This window comes from Mycobacterium sp. pUA109 (assembly GCF_041287095.1).
Taxonomy (GTDB): Bacteria; Actinomycetota; Actinomycetes; order Mycobacteriales; family Mycobacteriaceae; genus Mycobacterium.
In genome coordinates, this window is sequence record NZ_JBGGKS010000007.1 from 133269 (window position 1) to 154469 (window position 21201).

Sequence of the window (21201 nt, forward strand, 5' to 3'; positions counted from 1 at the left end):
AAGACACGCCCTAACTTCCGTTTACATCACAGATCGATAACACCCGTGCGACGCTGGGATCGCAGTCGTCAGACAGTGATGTGACGAAAGGATCCCTTTCTCGTGCGCGGACTGACCCGTATTCACACGGTTTTGATCACGCTTGGCGCCGCGGTATGCCTGATGTTCGGCGCCGCCCCCGCCGCCCACGCCGGCCCCGGCGGCGGGGTGCCCGGTCCGGATCTCTGCGACTACCCCGGCATCGGGCAAAGCGGATTGGTCCTCGGAACCTATTGGTACTTCTGCGATTTCCCGGTCGAAGAGAACTCCACCCATTGGCACTGCGAGTACGGCGGGTGGAGCCTGGGCGGCGGCGCTAACGCCGGGATCGGCGTCGGCCCGGTCAACGCCGGGCTGAGTTCGCTGGCCGGGGTGGGGGGTTCCTGCACGTGGCGCAACCCCGACAACTCGATTGGCCAGGCGCCCAACCCGCCGGGGGCGTGGCGCAACTACCTGGTGCCCAAGCCGTATGTGCCGTCGCCCGAACCGCTGCCCCCGTTCCCGCTGGGGGCGCAGCCGCCGGGAGAGGATTACGGGCCGCCCGTCGCGGACCCGACCGGGCCGATGGAGGCGCCAGAGCCGCAAACCCCGGCCGTCACCAATCCCGGTGTCCCCAACCCGGGGCAGACGGTTAATCCGTCGAGATAGCGCCCCCGGCTCAGTCCTGAGCGTCCAGCTCGGCGACGGCGTGCGCGGCCTCCATCAGCATCCAGCCGGACAGCTGCACCGACAGGTCGCGTTCGGGCACCGCGGACGCGTCGACCGCGCCGTTGACGAACTCGGCGCCGTCCTCGGCGTCCTTGGGCAGTTCCGCGGCGCGGTCCCAAAACGGCCCGAACAACGGGAGCCCGTTGACCGGCTGGCGGTAGTCCCACGCCGACTGCGCCGAAGACAACACCAGCTCACGCGCGGTGTCGCGGGCGGCGGCGTCCGCGGCGGAGTCCCCGGGCAGGCTGGTGGCCACCAACGCCAGGTAGCGGGCGGTGATCCCGCCGAACAGGCCGCCGTCGCCGCCGCCGGCGCCCTTGAGCACCCCGGCCGGGGCCATCTCTTTTTTGACCGCGGCCACCAACCGGTGGACACGGGCGGAGTGCCGCCCGTCTCCGGTGCGCACCGCCAGCTCGGTTTCCAAGCCGAGCACCACGCCCTGGCAGTAGGTGTACTGGGCGCGGACCAGCGAACCGGCCTTGATGCCGTCGAACACCAGGTGGGTCTCCGGGTCGATCAGGGTTTTGTCGATCCAGTCGGCCATCTGCTGGGCCCGCTTGAGCCGATCACCGTAGCGGGCCAAGAAGATTCCCGCCGGCCCGTTGGCCGGGGCATTGAAGAACTGGTCCTGTTTGCGCCACGGAATCCCGCCGCCGTCCTCGGGCACCCACGCCTTGACGAACTGGTCGGTCAATTTGTCCAGCACCCGGTGTCGGTCGACGCCGACGACCCGGCTGGCCCGCTCGATCGCCAGCCCCAGCCAGGCCATGTCGTCGTAGTAGTTGTTCACCCAGGACAAGTTGTTGCGCAGTCGATGTGCGCGGATCTGCCGTTTGATCTCGGCCCCGCGGTCGGTCTGCGGGTCGCGCAGTTGCGCGTCGACCAGGCAATCCAGCAGATGCGCCTGCCACCAGTAATGCCAGCTGCCGAACCAACGATCCCGCCGGGTCGGCGGCCAGCCCACCACCCCCAGTTGGGTGCCCGGCAGGTACCACAGCCGTTTCAGGTGTCGTTGCCGCACGGCGGCCTCGGCACTGGCCGCCCGGTTCGCCCATACCCGATCCATGCCTTGATCCTGCCTTACCAGGCGCGGTCCAGGGCGCCGTGCTGGGTAATCCAGGCGTGCATCACGATCCCGGCGGCGACGCCGACGTTGATGCTGCGGGTCGAACCGAACTGCGCGATCGACACGGTGCGCTGCGCGCCGGCCCGGGCGTCGGCGCTGATGCCAGGACCTTCCTGGCCGAAGATCAGCAAGCAGTTGCGCGGCAGCGTGGTCTGCTCCAGCCGCTCGGCGCCGGGCACGTTGTCGACCGCGACGACGGTCAGGTCGGCGTGGACGGCGAAATCCAGCAGTTCGGCGGTGCTGTCGTGGTGGCACAGCCGCTGGTAGCGGTCGGTGACCATGGCGCCGCGGCGGTTCCACCGGCGCCGGCCGACGATGTGCACGGTGTGCACCGCGAACGCGTTGGCGGTGCGCACCACCGAGCCGATGTTGGCGTCGTGACCGAAGTTCTCGATGGCGATGTGCAGCGCGTGCCGCCGCCGATCGATGTCGGCGACGATCGCTTCGCGGGTCCAGTACCGGTAGGCGTCCACCACGTTGCGGGTGTCGCCGTCGCGCAGCAGCACCGGGTCATAGCGCGGGTCGGTGGGCGGATCCCCTTCCCACGGGCCGACCCCGCTGACCGGGGCGCCCCACTCGGTGGGCCCGGGCTCAGGCTGCTCAGGCATCGACGGTCCAGACCGCGGCGTGGGTGCCGATCACCGACACCGTCGCGTAGAGCACCGCGGCGTTGATTTCGCCGTGGCTGCACAGCGACGCGTTGACGTGCACGGCCTTCAACGACGCCTCCGGCAACACCAGCGCCGACGATCCGGCGGCCGCGCAGGCCGGGTCCAGCCCGGGCACCGGCTGCGACGGCGCCACGACCAGCATCAGCGGTCCGCCGCGGGCCACCGCGTCGTCGCGGTAGCGGCCGGCCGGGGCGTCGGCGGTCAGGTTCAACAGCAGGTAGCCGTTGCCGGTGAACGCGGTCGGATCACCCAGCGCCGCCGGGGTCAGCGGGGTGCCGTCGGCCCGCCAGGCCGTCACCCCGCTGGTCGACAACGCCAGCCCGGTGTCGGTGCCGTCGGTCGGGGCCACCCCCACCGGGAAGGCCGCCCCGTAGGCCACCGTGCTGCCCGCGATCCGGTCGGCCGGGGAGTAGACGTAGACGCCGCGCACCGCGCTGCGGTTCTTCATCGGCCCCAGACACACCGTGCCGGTGAGCCGGTCCGGCGACGGCGCCGCCAGCGGCTGCCCGGCGTCGATGCCGGGCCCGGCGATATCGGCGCAGCTGCCGATGCCGGCGGCCTCCAGCGGATGGCCGAGCGCGCCGTACAGCCCGAACCGGATGTCGCCGGGCTTGGCGTGCGGGGCGGCGGGGTCGGCGGCGGCGGCGTCGACGTCGACGCGCACCTGGTCGGCCTCCCAGCGCAGGTTGGACACCGCGATGTTCCAGCCCAGCACCGCCAGCGATTCACCGAGCCGGGCGGTCTGCGCTCCGTACGGGCCGGCGTGCTCGGGGTCCGAACACGCCGCAACCAGCGCGAGCAGGGTCGCTGTCAGCACCGCCATGAACGCCCGCACGGCTGGTCAGTGCAGCCCCAGATCGGCCAACCCCAGCACGCTGCGATACGGCAGGCCCTCGGCTTGGACGGCTTCGGCGGCGCCGGTGGCGCGGTCCACCACGGTGGCCACGCCCACCACGTCCCCGCCGGCGTCGCGCACCGCGCGCACCGCCGTCAGCACCGAACCGCCGGTGGTGCTGGTGTCCTCCACCACCAGCACCCGACGGCCCGAGACCTCGGCCCCTTCGATAAGGCGTTGCATGCCATGGGTTTTCACCGATTTGCGGACGACGAACGCGTCGATCGGGCGGCCCGGGGCGTGCATCACGGCGGTGGCCACCGGGTCCGCGCCCAACGTCAGGCCACCGACCGCGACGTAGTCCCAGTCGTCGGTGAGCTGCCGGATCAGCCGACCGATCAGCGCACTGGCCCGATGGTGCAACGTGGCGCGCCGCAGGTCGACGTAGTAGTCGGCCTCTTTGCCGGAGGACAGCGTGACCCGCCCGTGCACCACCGACAGCTGGCGCACCAGCTCGGCCAGCTCATCGCGCTCGGCGCTGATCAGTTCAGGTGCGGCCACGGCCCCGCCCGATCACGTTGTTGACCGCGCGCACCAGGGTGCGCGGCACCATCCGCCCGGCGGTGGTGATCGCCTTGTACTGCACGCCCGGGATGCTGATCACCTTGCCGCGGCCGATGTCGGCCAGGCTTTCCCGCACCACGTCGTCGACTTCGAGCCACAGAAACGACGGCATCGAGGCCATGTCGATCCCGGCGCGCTGGTGGAATTCGGTGCGCACGAACCCCGGGCACACGGCGTGCACGCCGACCCCGGTGCCCTTGAGCCCGTTGGCCAGTCCCTCGGTGAACGCGATCACCCAGGATTTGGACGCCGAGTACGTCGACCCGCGGCCGGGCACCAGCCCGGCGACGCTGGCCACGTTGATCACCGTGCCGGCGCCGGCGTCCAGCATCGCCGGCAGCGCGGCCCGGGTCAGCTGCATCACCGCGGTCACGTTGACGTCCAGCTGCGCCTGCAGCAGCGTCGGGTCGGCGGTCCAGAACTCGCCGGAGGTGCCAAAGCCGGCGTTGTTGACCAGCACCTGCACCCCGGCGGCCAGCCGGTCGGCCACCCGGGCGCGGCCGTCGGCGTCGGCCAGGTCGGCGCGCAGCACTTCGACGGCGCGGCCGCCCTCATCGCGCAGCTCGGCGGCCAGCTGTTCGAGTCGGTTAGCGTCGCGGGCGACCAGCACCAGGTCGTGGCCGTCGGCGGCGTACCGGCGGGCATAGCCGGCGCCGATCCCGGAGGTGGGGCCGGTGATCAGCGCGACGGGGCGAGGCACGGCGTCAGTGTACTGAGGACGGATCGGGCGCCGTCAGCGCTGGTAGTGGGTGGCCTGGCGGCCGTTGCGGCTCGGCGGCGGGCGCCGCACCGATTCCGAGCGCCCGTTTTCGCGTCGGGCCTGGCCCGCGCCGCGGCTGGCGGACAGTTCGGGCTGGCTGGCCGGGGCCAGCGGACGGCTGGGCCCCGCGTTGCGGCGGCTCGACGCCTCCGGCAGCGCGGCCTGCTGGGGGACGGGCGGCAGCACTCGCAGCAGGTCGTTGAACTGCCGCACGGTGCGCAGCCCCTCGTCCCATTGGGCGCGGGTGGACGACACCGGCATCGACACCAGGGTCCAGTTCTGCTCGTTCCACATGATCTCGGCGCAGTCCGGTGCGGTGTGGGCGAAGGTGACCATCCGCCGGTCGCAGGCCCGCCGGGCCGCGTCCAGGTTGGTGGAGTACACCATCCGCGGCCCGATCGCGCCGAGCAGCCAAATATCGTTTTCGCGCGGTTCCTTGAGTCCCTTGAGCCGCAGGTCGACGGTGACGTTGGTGCCGACCTTGCGGTGCAGCGCGATCACCGTGGCGACTTCCTCGAGGTCAAAGATGTACACCGCCTCGCCACGGATCTGGCCCAGCACCACATTGCGGGCCGGGACGTCGCCGACGGTCGAGATCACCCCGCGCTTCCAGCGTTTGAGGATGTCGGTGGACTCCGGCTCGTAGTCGAATCCGTGCGACCGGGCCCAGGACCTCCGGCGCCTGCGATGGCCGCGGCGCCGATCGATGTCGACGTACAGCAGCACCGCCGCGCTGACGAAACACAGCGCGGACAGCGTGAACCAGAGCGGGACCATTAGGGGTAGCCTATCCGCTTCCGGCGGGGATGCACGAACGCCAGCAGGTCACAACCCCGCATCAGCCTGCAATCTGGCACTCGAACTGACGGCAACCGAGACGCTGATCGTGGACATGAAAGCTGATCAGCACGGCATCTTCCGGTTCTTTCCGGTGGCCGACCCCACCGATCCCAGCGCGCGGATGGTCCGCTATCGGTGCAGTGCACCGCCGGGCCGCACCCGTGCAGCATCGCCGAGGCGGACACCAACCGGGTCACCCTGCGGTGGACGATTCGGTTCGACCGGATCTTCGGCCGCTGGCCATTGATCACCACCGCGGTGGTGGTGCTGACGGGTCTCGGCGCGCTGGTGGCCTATCGGTGGGACCGACGATCACGCGAGCGAACTCCCGGCACCCGCACGATCCCCGCCTGGTTTCCGGTCGCCGCGTCGGGCGGCCAACCTGCCACACGCTACTCGCCCAGCGGACTCGGCGGCTTCGACTCCGCGGTGTCATCGGCGATCCGGGCCTCCCAGTTTTCCCAGGACGAGTGGTGCAGCTCGGGGGGATCGAGCGGTCGTGTTGAAATTGCGTCTACGGTCGTGGATTTCGAAAAATCGCGACCCTAGACGCAATGTCAACACGGCTCCGGTGGACAAGCCTGGCCGAGCAGACACAAAAGCCCCCGATTTCATTGAGAAACGGGGGCTTTCGCGTCTGCTCGCGGGCAAAAATTAGCCCAGCACCAGCGAGTCGCCGTCGGCGCTGACGTTGACCGGCACGGTGTCACCGTCGTGCACGTCGCCGGCCAGCAGCATCTTGGCCAGCTGGTCGCCGATGGCCTGCTGCACCAGCCGCCGCAGCGGCCGGGCACCGTAGACCGGGTCGAAGCCGCGCTGCGATAGCCAACGCTTGGCCGGCAGCGACACCTCCAGGGTCAGCCGCCGCTGCGCCAACCGCTTACCCAACTGCTCGAGCTGGATGTCGACGATGTGCACCAGCTCTTCGGGGTTGAGCCCCTCGAAGATCAGCACGTCATCGAGCCGGTTGATGAACTCCGGCTTGAACGTGGCGCGCACCGCGGCCATCACCTGCTCCTCGCTGCCCCCGGCGCCCAGGTTGGACGTCAGGATCAGGATGGTGTTGCGGAAGTCGACGGTGCGGCCCTGCCCGTCGGTGAGTCGTCCCTCGTCGAGCACCTGCAGCAGCACGTCGAACACGTCCGGGTGAGCCTTTTCGACCTCGTCGAACAGCACCACCGTGTACGGACGGCGACGCACCGCCTCGGTCAGCTGACCGCCCTGGTCATACCCGATGTAGCCGGGGGGCGCCCCGACCAGCCGGGCCACCGAATGCTTTTCGCCGTATTCGCTCATGTCGATGCGGACCATGGCCCGTTCGTCGTCGAACAGGAAGTCGGCCAACGCCTTGGCCAGCTCGGTCTTCCCGACCCCGGTGGGGCCCAGGAACAAGAACGCCCCGGTCGGCCGGTTGGGGTCGGCGACGCCGGCCCGGCTGCGGCGCACCGCGTCCGACACCGCCTGCACCGGCTTGCGCTGCCCGACAACGCGTTTACCCAGCTCCTCTTCCATCCGCAGCAGCTTGGCGGTTTCGCCTTCCAGCAGCCGCCCGGCCGGGATGCCGGTCCACGCGCTCACCACATCGGCGATGTCGTCGGGGCCGACCTCCTCCTTGAGCATTACGTCTTCGCGGGCTTGCGCGCCGGGCAGCGCCGCGTCGAGCTTCTTTTCGACCTCGGGGATGCGCCCGTAGCGCAGCTCGGCGGCCTTGGCCAGGTCCCCGTCACGTTCGGCGCGGTCGGATTCGCCGCGCAACGCCTCGAGCTGTTCTTTGAGCTCGCGGACGATGTCGATGGCGTTCTTCTCGTTTTGCCAGCGCGCGGTCAGCTCGGCCAGCTTCTCTTTCTGGTCGGCCAGCTCGGAGCGCAGCTTCTCCAGCCGCTCCGCCGACGCGGCGTCGTCCTCCTTGGCCAGCGCCATCTCCTCGATCTCCAGCCGGCGCACCAGCCGTTCGACCTCGTCGATCTCCACCGGGCGGGAGTCGATCTCCATCCGCAGCCGGGACGCGGCCTCATCGACCAGGTCGATGGCCTTGTCCGGCAGGAACCGGGCGGTGATGTAGCGGTCGCTCAGGGTGGCCGCCGCGACCAGCGCCGAGTCGGTGATGCGCACCCCGTGGTGCACCTCGTAGCGGTCCTTCAGCCCGCGCAGGATGCCGATGGTGTCCTCGGCCGACGGCTCGCCGACGTACACCTGCTGGAAGCGCCGCTCCAACGCGGCGTCCTTCTCGATGTGCTTGCGGTATTCGTCGAGCGTGGTGGCGCCGACCAGCCGCAGCTCGCCGCGGGCCAGCATCGGCTTGATCATGTTGCCGGCGTCCATCGCGCCTTCACCGGTGGCGCCGGCGCCGACGATGGTGTGCAGCTCGTCGATGAACGTGATGATCTGCCCGGCGGAGTTCTTGATGTCGTCGAGCACGGCCTTGAGCCGTTCCTCGAATTCGCCGCGGTACTTGGCGCCGGCCACCATCGATCCCAGATCCAGGGAGATGACGGTCTTGTCGCGCAGGCTTTCCGGCACGTCGCCGGCCACGATGCGCTGCGCGAGGCCCTCGACGATGGCGGTCTTGCCGACGCCGGGCTCACCGATGAGCACCGGGTTGTTCTTGGTGCGCCGGCTCAACACCTGCACCACCCGGCGGATCTCGGTGTCCCGACCGATCACCGGGTCGAGCTTGCCTTCCCGCGCTCGGGCGGTCAGGTCGGTGGAGTACTTCTCCAGCGCCTGGTAGCTGGCCTCCGGGTCGGGGCTGGTGACCCGGGCGCTACCGCGCACCTTGACGAACGCCTCCCGCAACGCTTGCGGGGAGGCGCCGTGGCCGGTCAGCAGCTTGGCGACGTCGGAGTCGCCGGTGGCCAGCCCCACCATCAGGTGCTCGGTGGAGACGTACTCGTCGTCCATTTCGGTGGCCAGATGCTGCGCGACGGTGATCGCGGCCAGCGATTCGCGGGACAGCTGCGGTTGTGCGCTGGCGCCGGTGGCCTGGGGCAACCGGTCGAGCAGGCGCTGCGCCTCGGTGCGGATGGTCGCCGGGTCGACACCGACCGCCTCCAGCAGCGGCGCGGCGATCCCGTCGTTCTGGGTCAGTAAGGCCATCAACAGGTGGGCGGGCCGGATCTCGGGGTTGCCGGCCGCGGTCGCCGCCTGCAAAGCCGACGTCAGCGCCGCTTGAGCCTTGGTGGTCGGATTAAAAGAGTCCACGACACCTCCATTCGGGGTATGCCAAAAATGCTTGTCGGGTTGTTCAACGCCGTCAAGGTTGAGTCTGTTCCGCTCAAGTCTAACGTGATCGCCGCCGACCGTGCGGTGTTATCCGCGACACGCCGCAGCGGGCGTATCAGCCTGCACAGTCGACGCGTCGGTCCCGGCGTCGACGTGGGCTTCAGCACAATGCGTCGTCCGAACGGGAGCACCTCGGACTTCATTAGCTAGCCTCGGTAGACCCCATCCGCGCGTGCGAGTCGCGGGGCCGCCGAAGCGAAGGACGAGGATCTGACGATGAAGCCGCTCGCCGTCGGCGTCGCCGCCGTAGCCGCAATCGGCGGCGCGTTCGCCGGGGTGGCGATGGGCGCCCCGACGGCAGCTCATGCGCAACCCGCGGTGTTCACCGTCCCGGCGCCACGCGACCCCGCGCCGAACTCGTCACCTGCGCAGGAGCTGCCGACGACTGAGCAGATCACCCGCATCCTGACCCAGCTGACCGATCCAGGCATCGCCGACCAGGCGAAGGACGGCCTGGTCCAGGGCGGCGTCAACTCGGCGGAACGCCGCGCGTTCAGCCGACGCCGGCTGGACAAGGCGGCCGATCACGGCGAACTCCCGCTCGCGTTCGCCGTTGGTCAGCCCTGGTCGGTGGGCCGGGACACCGCCGCGGCGGAGACCACCATCTCGGGCCCCAAGCTGCCGGTAGCGGTCGCCCCGGTTCTGACCTTCGTCAACCAGGGCACGGGGTGGATGCTGTCCAGCGACTCGGCTGCCACCCTGATTCGAGCCATCGACAAGGATTGATTCCGGCGCCGGCTAACCGTCCAGAACTTCACCGAGCCTGGCGGCGATCCGGACCCACCCGTGGCCCATGATGGCCCGCGAGCGCTGCTGCTGCTCGTCATCGGGGTCGAACCCGCTGTGCCGCAGGATGACCCGGGTGCCGCGCCCCTCGGGCCGCAGCGTCCAGGTGACCACCCAGGAGGACGGTGTGTCGGCGTGGGCGTCGGCCCACGAGATCGCCAACTCTTCGCCGTCGACCACGGCGAGCACTTCGCAGGCGATCTCGCCGGAGAAGGCCACCGACGGCATCGGCTGGCCGGCGAAGGTGAACCGGGTGCCGACCACCGGCCGAAAGCCGGTGGGTTTCATCAGCCAACGCGCCATCAACTCGGGCGTGGTAAGCGCTCGCCACACCCGCTCCGGCGGATGCGGATAGAACTGGTCGACCTCGATGACCGCGGCGTCGGCGGCGATCTCGCTCATTGATCCTCCATCTCGTCGAGCACGCCACCCAGCGCGCTCAGCCGCTCGCGCCAGACGCGTTCATAGGGACTCAGCCATGTCGAAAGCTGTTGCAGCGGCTCCGGATTGACGTGGTAATAGCGGAACCTGCCGCGCTTGCGTTCGGCGACCAGTCCGCATTCCCGTAGCACCTTGAGGTGTTCGGACACGCTGGGCCGGGCCATGTCGAAGCGTTCGGCGAGCGCGACGACGGTGCGTGGCCCGTCGAGCAGCAGGTCAAGGATGTCACGGCGAGTCGGGTTCGCCAGCGCCCCAAAGACGCTGTCGGTCCGGCTCGATTTGACCCGCGGCGACACACCCCGACAATAGGTAGGATTTTCCCTACGTGTCAAGTGCGTCTTATCGGCCGCGCCGCCACCGCGGCTCGCGCTTCGCCAAAAAGGCGTTCGCCCCTTCCTGGGCGTCGGCCAGTTGGCTGGCCGCGGCCATCACCTCGACCGCGTAGGCGTAGGCCTTGGGCTGGTCGAGGTCGATCTGGGCGTACAACGCCTGCTTGCCCAGACCCTTGCTCTGCGCGCTGCCGCGGGTGACCCGCTCCAGCAACGCCGCGACGGCGCCGTCGAGCAGCTCGATCGGCACTACCTGGTTGACCAAACCCCAATCCAGCGCGGTCGCCGCATCGATCACGTCGCCGGACAGCGCCAGCTCGGCCGCCCGTTTGCGGCCGATGTTGCGCGCGATGGCGACCATCGGGGTGTGGCAAAACCAACCGCCCTTGCCACCGGGCGCGGCGAAGCCCGCGGTGTCCGCGGCGACCGCGAGGTCGGCGCTGGCCACCAGTTGGCAGCCCGCCGCGGTGGCCAGCCCATGCACGCGGGCCACCACCGGCTGCGGGATCTGTTGCATGGTGGTCATCAGCTCGGTGCAGGTGACGAGCAGCTGTCGCACCGCGGCGTAGTCCTTGCCCGCCACGTCGGCGAAGTCATGCCCCGCGCTGAACACCGGACCGTTGCCGGCCAGCACCACGCCCAGCGCATCGCTGTCCCCCGCCGCCCGAAACGCCGTGAGGAGCTCCTCCATGTGCGCAAGCGAGAGCGCGTTGCGTCGCTGCGGCCTGTTCATGGTGATCGTCGTGAAGTCCCCGCGGCGGGCGACTTCGATGCACTGGTAGCCCACCTGGCAAACCTACTCCGCGCCCGGCCCTCCGGCACCGCAATCAGAGGGCGAGGGTATCTCCTTGGGGTACAACGGAATCCCCCCTCGCTAACCGGTCGACGGGCCCGCGCGGGGTCGGCCACGTCGGCGCCGGATTCCGACACCTGCCGGGTCTGCGGATAGGGTTACCCTCACAGGCAAGAAATTCACCGCTCGATGAAAAGGTTTGGTGACGTGAGCACCCAATCGCTCCCTGAGCACGGCCAGCAGCCCGCCGCCGTGCACGTGACGCCGGCCCCGGTCCGCGCCGGCGGCGTCGTCGTCGGGCTGGTCATCGCGCTGGCGATCATCTGCCTGGCGTTTGCCTGGCCGGCGGCACGGTCCCGGCCGCACGATCTGCCGATCGGGGCGGCCGCACCGCTGAGCGCCGGACAGCTGCAGTCCCAGCTCGACCAGATCACCCCGAGCGGTTTCGCGGTGATCAGCTACCCCGACCAGGACGCCCTGCGAAGCGCGATCCGCCACCGCAACATCTACGGCGGCCTGACGACCGGTCCGCAGGGCATCACGCTGCTCACCGCCTCCGGAGCCAGCCCCGCGGTCGCCCAACTGCTGACCCAGGTCGGCGCCGGCCTCGCCCAACACCGCGGAACGCCGCTGCACACCGAAGACCTCGTCCCGCTGCCCGCCCATGACCCCCGCGGCACCGGGCTGGCCGCCGCCGCCCTGCCGCTCACCCTGGCCGGGCTGCTGCCGGCCATCGTGCTGATTCTGGTCTTCCCACGTGACGTCTGGCTGAGATTCGCTGCCACCTTGGCCTTTTCGGTGCTGGCCGGGCTGACCATCGCGACCCTGCTGCGCCACGTGTTCGGGTCCATCGACCACAACTTCGCCGGTGTGACGGCCGGGCTGACGCTGGGGGCGCTGGCGATGAGCCTGTCGCTACTGGGGTTGGGCTCGTTGTTTGGCCGGGTCGGCCTGGGCGTCGGCGCGGTGATCGCCGTGCTGCTGGGCAATCCGCTGTCCGGGCTGATGAGCGCCCCGGAGATGCTGCCCCGCGGCTGGGGCGCGCTGGGACAACTGCTGCCGCAGGGCGCCAACGCCACGCTGCTGCGCTCGACGGCGTACTTCGCCGGCGCGGGTTCTGGCACCGCGATCCTGGTGCTCACCGGCTGGGCGGTCGCCGGCGCATTGCTCATCGTTATCGCCGGGACGCGCAACCGGGCATAAACTCCTCGGTCGTGAGCCTCGACAACCAGGATGCGCTGCGCGTACTGCACGCCGCCTTCACCGGAGCGGGGCCGCACGACGGCACGGATCTGATCCGCCGCTTCTATGACCGCTGGTTTGCCATCGACCCCTCGATCCGCGACCTGTTCCCGGCCGACCTGGACGGTCAGCGGGCCGCGTTCGGGCACGCGATGGAGTGGGTGTACGGCGAACTCGTCGCGCAGCGCGCCCAGGAGCCGGTCGCGTTTTTGGCCCAGCTCGGTCGCGACCACCGCAAATACGGTGTCACCCCGGCGCATTACGACACGCTGCGCCAGGCGCTGCACGCGACCTTGCGCAGCCAGCTGGCCCACGTCTGGACCGACACCGTCGAACAGGCCGCCCAACAATCGCTGAACCTGATCACCGGGGTGATGAGCGGGGCGGCCGACGCCGAGGCCGGGCCGGCCTGGTGGGAGGGCACGGTCATCGAACACCACCGGGTCTCCCGGGATCTAGCGGTGGTCCGGCTGCAACTGGACCGGCCGATGCCGTATCACCCCGGCCAGTACGTCAAGGCCGAGATCCCACAGTGCCCGCGACGGTGGCGCTATCTGACCCCGGCCATCCCGTCGGAAAAGAGCGGGGCCATCGAGTTCCATGTCCGCGCGGTGCTGGGCGGCATGGTCAGCACCGCGATCGTCGGCGAGACCCGGCCCGGCGACCGGTGGCGGCTGTCCAGCCCGCATGGCAGCCTGCACGTCGACCGCGACGCCGGCGACGTGCTGATGGTGGCCGGCAGCACCGGGCTGACGCCGCTGCGGACGATCATCATGGACCTATGCCGCTGGGCGGTGAACCCGCGGGTGCACCTGTTCTTCGGCGCCCGCTACCCCTGCGAGCTCTACGACCTGCCCACCCTGTGGGAGATCGCCTCGCAGAACCCGTGGCTGTCGGTGACCCCGGTGTCGGAGTACACCGGGGACCCGCCGTGGGCCGCCGACTACCCGGATGTGACGCCGCCGCGCGGCCTGCACGTGCGGCAGACCGGGCAGCTGCCCGAGGTGGTGACCCGATACGGCGGCTGGGGCGATCGGCAGATCCTGATCTGCGGCGGACCCAATATGGTGCGCGCCACCAAGGCCGCGCTGGTCGCCAAAGGCGCTCCGCCGGAACACATCCAACACGACCCGCTGTCGAGCTGAGCGGTTTCGCTCCCGGCCGCCGAACGCGCACGCTCACGGCGGCTAGGCTGGACGGCGTGCAAATCGTCACCCTGCGCGACCCGACGTCAGCCGTGGCGACGCAGTTCGTTCCGGGCGCCGGCATGATCGGGATTTCGCTGACCGACGCCGGCGTGGAGCTACTCGGGCAGCGGCGCGGCTGGCGCGCCTACCTCAGCGACGGCAAGACGATGGGCATCCCCATCCTGTATCCGTGGGCGAATCGGTTGGGCGACACCGGCTATACCGTCGATGGGCGATCGGTCACGGTGACGCCCGGCAGCGGCGGAGTGCGGGCCGACCCCAACGGATTGCCGATCCACGGCCTGCTGGCCGGCTATCCGGGGTGGCGGGTGAGCACGCAATCGGCGACCGAGCTGCGCGCGGAGCTGGATTTCGGCGCCGACCCGGTGCTGCTGGCCAGCTTCCCGTTCCCGCATCTGCTCAGCGTTGCGGTGACGCTTGCCGAGCGGACGCTGCGGGTGCGCACCACCGTGACCGCCACCACCGATGAGGCGGTGCCGCTGTGCTTCGGATTCCACCCGTATCTGCAGCTGCCGGAGACGCCGCGGGCGCAGTGGCGGATCGACACCCCGGCGATGCGGCACCTGGCCCTCGACGGACGGGGGCTGCCGACCGGGGCGACGTCGGAATGGCCGCGGACCTCGGAGCTGCTGGGCGACACGGTGTTTGACGACGGCTTCGATCAGGTGGCCGAGCATGCGGTGTTCGCCGTCTCCGGCGGTGACCGGCGCATCGAGGTGCATTTCGAGCAGGGCTATCCGGCGGCACAGATCTTCGCGCCGGCCGGTGAGCAGGTGGTGTGCTTCGAACCGATGGCCGCGCCCACCGACGCGCTGCGCCGCGGCGGCTACCGGCTCGCCCAGCCGGGTGAGCCGGCGACAGCGACGTTCTCGATTCGGCTCCGCTGACTCTGCGTCCGCGGCGCAAAAAGTCGAGTAGAGTGCGCCGTCAGCGCAGAGTGAACGCGGTTAACGGCGGGGCTGCCAGACCACCACCGCGGTGCTCTTGGGCACCACCGCCAGGTCGCGGCGCTGGTTGGCCCGCAATATCTCCAGCTCCTCGGACATCTCCTTGACCCGCGCGCGCAGCGCTTCGACCTGATTGGTCAACTCGATGATCCGTTTGATACCGGCCAGGTTGACACCCTCGTCCTGGGACAGCCGCTGCACCTCGCGCAACAGGTCGACGTCGTGTTGTGAATACCGCCGCCCGCCACCGGAACTGCGGCGTGGGCTGACCAGGCCGAGCCGGTCATAGGTGCGCAGCGTCTGCGCGTGCATCCCAGCCAGCTCGGCGGCCACCGAAATCAAGAACGTGCGGGAGTCTTCCTTCTTACTCATAGCCGGTTCCCCGCCCATCCGGCCCTGGGGTCAAAGCCGCTGGACCGTTCGGCGGCCGCGTAGGCCTCCAACGCCTCTTTGGCTGGGCCTTCCAGATCCGGTGGGACGGCGACCTTCACGGTGACCAGCAGGTCTCCGTTACCGCCGCCACCGCGCTTGGGCACCCCGCGCCCGCGCACCCGCAAGATCCGGCCGTCGGCGGTGCCCTTGGGCACCCGCACCCCGACCTTGCCATCCAGCGTCGGCACCGAAAGAGTGGTGCCCAAGGCCAGTTCGGTGAAACTCACCGGGACGGTCACGGTCAGGTCATCGCCATCGCGGCCGAAGACCTTGTCCGGCCGCACATGCACGGTCACGTACAGGTCCCCGGACGGGGCGCCCCGCAACCCGGCCTCGCCCTGGCCGGCCAGCCGAATCCGTTGCCCGTCTTCAACACCCGGCGGGATCCGGACGTTGATGGTGCGGGTGCGGGTCGCCACACCGGTGCCCTGGCATTCGCCGCAGGGGTGCTCGATGATCGAGCCGCTGCCCCGGCAATCGGTGCAGGGTTCGGAGAAGCCGAACGCACCCTGGTTGCGATTGACCACCCCGGAGCCATTACAGGTGGCGCACACTTTCGGGCTGGTGCCCGGCCGCGCGCCGCTGCCGTGGCAGTTGGTGCACGGCGCCGGGCTGGTCAGCCGCAACGGCATGGCCACCCCCTTGGTGGCCTCCAGGAAGTTCAGTTCGGTCTCGGTCTCCAGGTCGTTGCCCCGGCGCGGCCGGCTGCGACGCTGACCGGTGCCGCCGCGGCCGAACAGGTCACCGAACAGGTCACCGATATTGGCGCCGCCGGTCTGGCCGGCGGCGTCGAACAAATCGTTGAGGTTGAACTCGGCACCGTCGCCGCCCATCCCGAAGCCGCCGAAGTTGCCGCCGCCGGCACCGCCGTTGAACCGGCGCCGGAAGCCGCCGCCGGCGAACAGCCGACGGGTCTCGTCGTATTCCTTGCGCTTGGCCGGGTCCGACAGCACGTTGTTGGCCTCGGAGACGGCCTTGAACCGCTCCTCGGCCGACGGGTTGTTCGGGTTGCGGTCCGGGTGCAGTTCGGCCGCCAGCTTGCGGTAGGCCCGCTTGATGTCGTCGGCGCTGGCGTCAGGGGCGACGCCCAGCTCCTTGTAGAAGTCCTTCTCGACCCATTCGCGTTGGGCCATCGCGCGTCACCCCCTTACCGTTCTCCAGTCGTTGTTCGTGCACCACCGGCCAGCCGCTAACTGTCCGGCGATTCTGATTCTGCGTCTTGTTGGGCCGATCCCGCGGCGTTACCGGGTGTGTCGGCGTCGGCGGCCGCGGCCGGGTCCTCGTCGGGGACGGTGTCGACCACCCCGACCATCGCGTGCCGCAGCACCTGGTCGCCGAGTTTGTAGCCTTGCCGCATCACCGTGCCGATCACCGGGTGGCTGCCGTCGCCCTCGTGCTGCACGGCCTCGTGCAGCAGCGGGTCGAACTCCTCGCCCTCGGCACCGAACGACACCAGGCCCAGCCCGGTCAGCACCGCGGTCAGGTTGTCCGCGAACGACTTCAGCGGGCCAGATTCCAGATCACCGTGGCTGCGGGCCCGCTCCAGGTCGTCGACGACCCCCAACAGTTGAGTCACCACCGACGCCTTGGCGCGTTCGGCGGCCGCCTGCTGATCGCGCAGCGCCCGCTTGCGGTAGTTGGCGAAGTCCGCCTGCACCCGCTGCAGATCGGCGGTCAGCTCGGCGGCCCGGTCGACCTGGGCCGCCGAGGACTCCGCGGACTCCTCGGCGGCCGGCGCCTCCGGCGCCGGCCCGTTGGGGGCCGGCCCGGAAGGCGCCTCGCGCACGGCGCCGGTCTCGGGATCGATGCGACGCTTATCGGTCACCGTTACTGGTTCGTGCGGGTTTTGTTCTGTCACTTGGTCTCCTGGTCCTCGTCGACCACCTCGGCGTCCACGACGTCGTCGGCGCCGCCGCCGGACCCGTCACCGCTGGCACCGCTGGCGGCCTGCTCGGCCTGGGTGGCCTCGTAGATCGCCTGGCCCAGCGCCTGGGACTCCTGGCCCAGCTTCTCCATCGCCGACTTGATCGCAGAGATGTCGGTGCCGCCCAGCGCGGTCTTCGCCTCGGCGATCGCGCCCTCGACCTTGCTCAGCGTGTCCTCGGGGACCTTCGAGCCGCCCTCGGCCTCCCGCTGGTCCTTGACGAACTTCTCGGTCTGATAGACCAGCGACTCGGCCTGGTTGCGGACGTCGGCCTCTTCCCGACGCTTGCGGTCCTCCTCGGCGTGCGCCTCGGCGTCCTTGATCATCCGGTCGATCTCCTCCTTGGACAGGCCGGAGCCCTCCTGGATCTTGATCGTGTTCTCCTTGCCGGTGCCCTTGTCCTTGGCGGTGACGTGCACGATGCCGTTGGCGTCGATGTCGAAGGTGACCTCGATCTGCGGGACACCGCGCGGGGCCGGCGGGATACCGGTCAGCTCGAAGCTGCCGAGCAACTTGTTGTGCGCGGCGATCTCGCGTTCACCCTGATAGACCTGGATCTGCACCGACGGCTGGTTGTCGTCGGCGGTGGTGAAGGTCTCGGACCGCTTGGTCGGGATGGTGGTGTTGCGCTCGATGAGCTTGGTCATCACCCCGCCCTTGGTCTCGATACCCAGGGACAGCGGGGTGACGTCCAGCAGCAGAACGTCTTTCACCTCACCCTTGAGCACACCGGCCTGCAGCGCGGCACCCACCGCGACGACCTCGTCGGGGTTGACGCCCTTGTTGGGCTCCTTGCCGCCGGTGAGCTCCTTGACCAGCTCGGTCACCGCGGGCATCCGGGTGGACCCACCCACCAGCACCACGTGGTCGATAGCCGACACCGAGATGCCGGCGTCGGCGATCACCGACTGGAACGGCTTGCGGGTGCGGTCCAGCAGATCCTGGGTGATCTTCTGGAACTCCGCCCGGGTCAGCTGCTCGTCGAGGAACAGCGGGTTCTTGTCGGAGTCGACGGTGATGTAGGGCAGGTTGATCGAGGTCGACTGGCTCGAGCTCAGCTCGATTTTCGCCTTCTCGGCCGCTTCCCGCAGCCGCTGCATCGCCATCTTGTCCTTGGTCAGGTCGATGCCGCTGGTGCTCTTGAACTTGTCCACCAGCCAGTCGACGATGCGCTGGTCCCAGTCATCACCGCCGAGGTGGTTGTCCCCGGAGGTGGCACGGACCTCGACCACGCCTTCGCCGATCTCCAGCAGCGACACGTCGAAGGTGCCGCCACCGAGGTCGAACACCAGAATGGTCTGTTCCTTTTCGCCCTTGTCCAGCCCGTAGGCCAGTGCCGCGGCGGTCGGCTCGTTGACGATGCGCAGCACGTTCAGGCCGGCGATCTGGCCGGCTTCCTTGGTGGCCTGGCGCTGGGCGTCGTTGAAGTAGGCGGGCACGGTGATGACCGCGTCGGTGATGTCCTCACCCAGGTAGGCCTCGGCGTCCCGCTTGAGCTTCATCAGCACCCGCGCGCTGATCTCCTGCGCGGTGTACTTCTTGTCGTCGATTTCCACCGACCAGTCGGTGCCCATGTGGCGCTTGACCGAGCGGATGGTGCGGTCGACGTTGGTCACCGCCTGGTTCTTGGCCGGCTGACCGACCAAGACCTCCCCGTTGCGGGCAAACGCGACGACCGACGGGGTGGTGCGCGAACCCTCGGAGTTGGCCACGACTACGGGGTCGCCGCCCTCCAGAACCGAGACGACCGAGTTGGTGGTCCCGAGGTCGATACCGACCGCACGAGCCATGATGTTTCCTCCCTGATAGACGTATGTGGGGTCTGAGCGGACCGCACTCAAGACTGCCCCCGCGATGGGGTCGCTGTCAACTCATCCTTGAGTCTGGCTCACTCAACTTATCGATGGGGACAACGGCGCGGGGTGACGGTTTTGTTCCCGGGAGTGTTCCCAGCAGCCGAGGTCAACCTAGCCGAGGCGGACTTCGCCAGCCGTTGCAGTAAGTCGTAGGCATAGAAGCCGCCGACCGCTACCGGTCGGCCAGCGATGTCGTCCGCTCCGCGTTGCGGCTACTCGAGGATCGCGAAATTCAACTGCGGGCACTGCGCGAGGCTCTCGAGGCCGGCGAGCGCAGTGGCGCCTCGACACCATTCGACTTCGATGCCTTCCTCGACCGGAAGCGCACCGAGTCCTCGCGCGACCGGTGAGCAAACGCTGCCTTCTCTCGCCTGCCGCACAAACAGATCTGGGGCAGATCTGGGACTACACCAACGACCGTTGGGGTGTCGACCAGGCCGAGGAGTACCTGCGCGAACTTCAACACGCCATCGAGCGCACCGCAGCAAACCCGCGGATCGGCCAAACCGACTTCCGACAGTTCGCGATCCCCAAAAGCTACGGGCGCATCGTGTACGCGCCGTCGTAGGCCTTCACCTGCGCCCACACCCGGTCGAAGCGGCCGGTGTCGGTGACCGGTTTGCGCACCGCCGCTAGCGCCCACTCCTGTTGCGCCGGTGTGGAACTGGCCTTGCCATGCAGCGCGATGGCGTGCGCGGAGAAGTCGCGGATCTGCACGTCGAAGATCTGATCCACCAGGTCGCGGTCCAGTCCGACCAGGCCGGCCTGTTCGAGGATCAGCTGGCCGTAGACGACCAGCGTGAACAGGTGCCCGACGACGAGAACGAAGTTCAGGTCGCGCTGCTGGTCGGCGTCGGGTGCGGCGGTGGCCAGCAACATCTGCAGCGCCTTGGCCTGCTCATAAAACCGCGCCACGTTGGGGACGTCCCGGGCGTCTTCGTACACCGGCGTCCAGTCGGCGAACTGCACCTTGGAGGCGCCACGCGCCGGACCCTGCGCCCAGAAGAACACGTCGTCGGCCGGGTCATGACGGGTGCCGATCGCCGGATACTCGCCGGGGTTGAACAGGTAGTTCGGCAGAAACTTCAGGATCTGCGCGACGTTGACGTGCACCGTGCCCTCCAACCGGGGCAGTGCCCCGATCAGCCGGGCGACCTGGCTGAAGTAGGTGTTCTTTTCGAAGCCCTTGGCGGCCAGCACATCCCACAGCAAGGTCACCACCGTTTCCCCCTCGGAGGTGACCTTGGACTTGGTGACCGGGTTGAACAGCAGGTAGCGGCGGTCGTCGCGGCTGGCGCTGCGGAAGTAGTCGATCGCGCGGTCGCTGAACAGCTTCATCGCGACCAGCCGCGCGTACGCGTCGACGAAGCTGGCCCGCACGTGGCCGAAGTCGGTGACCGGGTTGCCGTACAGGATGCGGTTGTTGGCGTGGCTGATCGCCTCGTAGAAGGCGTGCTCGCACATCCCGATCGAGGCGCTGCACAGGTTGAACTTGCCGACGTTGACGGTGTTCAGCGCGGCCGAGAACGCGTCGGGCCCGGTGCACAGGATGTCCTCCTCGCGCACCGGGTAGTCGTTGAGCCGAAAGTTGCTCACATACATCTGACCGTGCACGACGTTGCCGATCAGCTGGTAGTTCTGGTGCGCGCTGTCGGCGACGAACCACACGTACCCGTCGGCCCCGTCGACGTCGGTGCGCCGGCCGAACACCGACACCATGCCGGCCACGTTGCCGTTGCCGATGTAGTACTTCTCGCCGGACGCCCGAAAGACCAGCCCTTCGTCATCGGTGGATGTCACCAGCATGTCGGTGTTGTAGATGTCGGCGCCGTGCTCGCGCTCGGAGAGCCCGAAGGCCATCACCCCGCCGGCTTCGAGTTGGGCGGCGGCGCGTTCTTTGGCCTTGACGTTGTCGCTTTGCCAGATCGGCCCCAGCCCGAGGATGGTGACCTGCTCGGCGTACCAGTACGACAGCCCGTAGAAACCCAAGATTTCACTCAGCGCCGCGTTGCGCGCGGTGTCCCAGCGCTTGTTCGGGTCGGCGCCGCCGAATTCCGACGGGGTGAGGAAGGTCGCGAAGATCCGTTCCCGCTTGATGAAGTCCAAGAAGTCCGACACCCACACCGCGTCGAGGTCGTCGGCCAGCAGCTTGGCCTTGCCGCGGGCCTCGAACCAGTCGATCACGGCCCGAAGTTGGCGGCGCGTTTCCGCGTCGAAGTGCCGCGGGTCGTAGCCGTTCGGGTTGAACAACAGCCCGCTGGAACTCGCCATGGCGTGCCCTCTCCTCGACGCAGGTCCGGTGCGGGCGAATCTAGCAGCGAGCCCCGCCTCCGCGCGCCGGAAATCGTTCGCCGTCGG

The 21201-nt window shown here is 69.2% G+C and carries 22 protein-coding genes and 1 pseudogene; 8 read left to right on the plus strand and 15 right to left on the minus strand.

The genetic code is table 11. The annotated features are described in order from the left end of the window. The first annotated feature begins 102 nt into the window (after positions 1-102). Positions 103-687 carry a hypothetical protein gene (locus ACAG26_RS10510; protein ID WP_370481881.1) on the plus strand — a complete coding sequence of 195 codons (585 nt, stop codon included), beginning with the start codon at positions 103-105 and terminating at the stop codon, positions 685-687. Positions 688-697: 10 nt separating this feature from the next. On the opposite strand, the gene ACAG26_RS10515 is transcribed toward ACAG26_RS10510, so the two are convergent. Genes ACAG26_RS10515 through ttfA form a run of 6 tightly spaced genes read right to left on the minus strand, consistent with a single transcriptional unit; the run spans position 698 to position 5540 of the window. Then, the gene (locus ACAG26_RS10515; RefSeq protein ID WP_370481883.1) at positions 698-1813 is read right to left on the minus strand and encodes a glycoside hydrolase family 76 protein; all 1116 of its coding nucleotides are present in this window, start codon (positions 1811-1813) and stop codon (positions 698-700) included. A 14-nt stretch (positions 1814-1827) separates the two neighbouring features. Then, positions 1828-2481, minus strand: a complete 654-nt coding sequence (locus ACAG26_RS10520; RefSeq protein WP_370481884.1) for a TrmH family RNA methyltransferase — start codon at positions 2479-2481, stop codon at positions 1828-1830. Continuing rightward, positions 2474-3367 (minus strand): hypothetical protein, encoded by an 894-nt coding sequence (locus ACAG26_RS10525; RefSeq protein ID WP_370482110.1) that lies wholly within the window; start codon positions 3365-3367, stop codon positions 2474-2476. The genes ACAG26_RS10520 and ACAG26_RS10525 overlap by 8 nt, the downstream gene beginning before the upstream one ends. 18 nt (positions 3368-3385) lie before the next feature. Beyond that, a complete protein-coding gene (gene pyrE / locus ACAG26_RS10530; RefSeq protein ID WP_370482112.1) occupies positions 3386-3925 on the minus strand; it encodes an orotate phosphoribosyltransferase in 540 nt (179 codons plus the stop codon). 1 nt (position 3926) lies between these two features. After that, on the minus strand, positions 3927-4703 hold the full coding sequence (locus ACAG26_RS10535) for an SDR family NAD(P)-dependent oxidoreductase (RefSeq protein WP_370481886.1): 777 nt from the start codon (positions 4701-4703) through the stop codon (positions 3927-3929). 33 nt (positions 4704-4736) lie between these two features. Then, a complete protein-coding gene (gene ttfA / locus ACAG26_RS10540; RefSeq protein ID WP_370481887.1) occupies positions 4737-5540 on the minus strand; it encodes a trehalose monomycolate transport factor TtfA in 804 nt (267 codons plus the stop codon). Between the two features lie 198 nt (positions 5541-5738). On the opposite strand from ttfA, the gene ACAG26_RS10545 reads away from it, so the two are divergent. After that, on the plus strand, positions 5739-6152 hold the full coding sequence (locus ACAG26_RS10545; RefSeq protein ID WP_370481889.1) for a hypothetical protein: 414 nt from the start codon (positions 5739-5741) through the stop codon (positions 6150-6152). Between the two features lie 105 nt (positions 6153-6257). On the opposite strand, the gene clpB is transcribed toward ACAG26_RS10545, so the two are convergent. Then, the gene (gene clpB, locus ACAG26_RS10550; RefSeq protein WP_370481890.1) at positions 6258-8804 is read right to left on the minus strand and encodes an ATP-dependent chaperone ClpB; all 2547 of its coding nucleotides are present in this window, start codon (positions 8802-8804) and stop codon (positions 6258-6260) included. A gap of 297 nt (positions 8805-9101) precedes the next feature. Here clpB and ACAG26_RS10555 point away from each other — a divergent pair, with 297 nt between their 5' ends. Then, positions 9102-9611, plus strand: coding sequence for a hypothetical protein (locus ACAG26_RS10555; RefSeq protein ID WP_370481891.1), 510 nt, complete (start codon positions 9102-9104; stop codon positions 9609-9611). A 12-nt stretch (positions 9612-9623) separates the two neighbouring features. Here the strand turns inward: ACAG26_RS10555 and ACAG26_RS10560 are convergent, their stop codons facing one another. The 3 genes from ACAG26_RS10560 to ACAG26_RS10570 are packed head-to-tail and all read right to left on the minus strand — an operon-like array spanning position 9624 to position 11228. Further along, on the minus strand, positions 9624-10073 hold the full coding sequence (locus ACAG26_RS10560; RefSeq protein ID WP_370481892.1) for an SRPBCC domain-containing protein: 450 nt from the start codon (positions 10071-10073) through the stop codon (positions 9624-9626). Further along, positions 10070-10408, minus strand: coding sequence for an ArsR/SmtB family transcription factor (locus tag ACAG26_RS10565; RefSeq protein ID WP_370481893.1), 339 nt, complete (start codon positions 10406-10408; stop codon positions 10070-10072). The genes ACAG26_RS10560 and ACAG26_RS10565 overlap by 4 nt, the downstream gene beginning before the upstream one ends. Before the next feature lie 43 nt (positions 10409-10451). Then, complete coding sequence (locus ACAG26_RS10570) at positions 10452-11228, minus strand: enoyl-CoA hydratase-related protein (RefSeq protein WP_370481895.1); 777 nt, start codon at positions 11226-11228, stop codon at positions 10452-10454. 213 nt (positions 11229-11441) lie between these two features. On the opposite strand from ACAG26_RS10570, the gene ACAG26_RS10575 reads away from it, so the two are divergent. From ACAG26_RS10575 to ACAG26_RS10585, 3 genes are read left to right on the plus strand one after another with little or no spacing between them, the layout of a single operon-like run. Beyond that, positions 11442-12437, plus strand: a complete 996-nt coding sequence (locus ACAG26_RS10575) for an ABC transporter permease (protein ID WP_370481896.1) — start codon at positions 11442-11444, stop codon at positions 12435-12437. 11 nt (positions 12438-12448) lie between these two features. Continuing rightward, positions 12449-13621, plus strand: a complete 1173-nt coding sequence (locus ACAG26_RS10580; protein WP_370481897.1) for an FAD-binding oxidoreductase — start codon at positions 12449-12451, stop codon at positions 13619-13621. Between the two features lie 56 nt (positions 13622-13677). Next, complete coding sequence (locus ACAG26_RS10585; protein WP_370481899.1) at positions 13678-14571, plus strand: aldose 1-epimerase; 894 nt, start codon at positions 13678-13680, stop codon at positions 14569-14571. 60 nt (positions 14572-14631) lie between these two features. On the opposite strand, the gene ACAG26_RS10590 is transcribed toward ACAG26_RS10585, so the two are convergent. From ACAG26_RS10590 to dnaK, 4 genes are read right to left on the minus strand one after another with little or no spacing between them, the layout of a single operon-like run. Beyond that, positions 14632-15003 carry a heat shock protein transcriptional repressor HspR gene (locus ACAG26_RS10590; RefSeq protein ID WP_370481900.1) on the minus strand — a complete coding sequence of 124 codons (372 nt, stop codon included), beginning with the start codon at positions 15001-15003 and terminating at the stop codon, positions 14632-14634. Beyond that, a complete protein-coding gene (dnaJ, locus tag ACAG26_RS10595) occupies positions 15000-16196 on the minus strand; it encodes a molecular chaperone DnaJ (RefSeq protein WP_370481902.1) in 1197 nt (398 codons plus the stop codon). The genes ACAG26_RS10590 and dnaJ overlap by 4 nt, the downstream gene beginning before the upstream one ends. Before the next feature lie 56 nt (positions 16197-16252). Further along, positions 16253-16921: a nucleotide exchange factor GrpE gene (grpE, locus tag ACAG26_RS10600; RefSeq protein WP_370481903.1), complete on the minus strand. Its 669-nt coding sequence runs from the start codon at positions 16919-16921 to the stop codon at positions 16253-16255. After that, on the minus strand, positions 16918-18777 hold the full coding sequence (gene dnaK / locus ACAG26_RS10605) for a molecular chaperone DnaK (RefSeq protein WP_370481905.1): 1860 nt from the start codon (positions 18775-18777) through the stop codon (positions 16918-16920). The genes grpE and dnaK overlap by 4 nt, the downstream gene beginning before the upstream one ends. Positions 18778-19004: 227 nt before the next feature. Between dnaK and ACAG26_RS10610 the strand changes: the two are divergent. Beyond that, a pseudogene (locus ACAG26_RS10610) lies at positions 19005-19193 on the plus strand (type II toxin-antitoxin system ParD family antitoxin); the annotation flags it as partial. Next, entirely contained in the window at positions 19190-19411 is a 222-nt protein-coding gene (locus ACAG26_RS10615; RefSeq protein ID WP_370481906.1) for a type II toxin-antitoxin system RelE/ParE family toxin, read from the plus strand. The pseudogene ACAG26_RS10610 and the gene ACAG26_RS10615, both read left to right, overlap by 4 nt. On the opposite strand, the gene ACAG26_RS10620 is transcribed toward ACAG26_RS10615, so the two are convergent. Next, the gene (locus ACAG26_RS10620; protein ID WP_370481908.1) at positions 19381-21114 is read right to left on the minus strand and encodes an acyl-CoA dehydrogenase family protein; all 1734 of its coding nucleotides are present in this window, start codon (positions 21112-21114) and stop codon (positions 19381-19383) included. The two genes, ACAG26_RS10615 and ACAG26_RS10620, sit on opposite strands and share 31 nt — an antisense overlap. Between the last annotated feature and the right edge of the window lie 87 nt (positions 21115-21201).

Coding starts and splice junctions, on each gene's coding strand:
- ACAG26_RS10515 (WP_370481883.1), bottom strand. CDS start 1,813: ATGGATCGGGTATGGGCGAACCGGGCGGCCAGTGCCGAGGCCGCCGTG.
- ACAG26_RS10520 (WP_370481884.1), bottom strand. CDS start 2,481: ATGCCTGAGCAGCCTGAGCCCGGGCCCACCGAGTGGGGCGCCCCGGTC.
- ACAG26_RS10525 (WP_370482110.1), bottom strand. CDS start 3,367: ATGGCGGTGCTGACAGCGACCCTGCTCGCGCTGGTTGCGGCGTGTTCG.
- ttfA (WP_370481887.1), bottom strand. CDS start 5,540: ATGGTCCCGCTCTGGTTCACGCTGTCCGCGCTGTGTTTCGTCAGCGCG.
- ACAG26_RS10555 (WP_370481891.1), top strand. CDS start 9,102: ATGAAGCCGCTCGCCGTCGGCGTCGCCGCCGTAGCCGCAATCGGCGGC.
- ACAG26_RS10560 (WP_370481892.1), bottom strand. CDS start 10,073: ATGAGCGAGATCGCCGCCGACGCCGCGGTCATCGAGGTCGACCAGTTC.
- ACAG26_RS10590 (WP_370481900.1), bottom strand. CDS start 15,003: ATGAGTAAGAAGGAAGACTCCCGCACGTTCTTGATTTCGGTGGCCGCC.
- dnaJ (WP_370481902.1), bottom strand. CDS start 16,196: ATGGCCCAACGCGAATGGGTCGAGAAGGACTTCTACAAGGAGCTGGGC.
- dnaK (WP_370481905.1), bottom strand. CDS start 18,777: ATGGCTCGTGCGGTCGGTATCGACCTCGGGACCACCAACTCGGTCGTC.
- ACAG26_RS10620 (WP_370481908.1), bottom strand. CDS start 21,114: ATGGCGAGTTCCAGCGGGCTGTTGTTCAACCCGAACGGCTACGACCCG.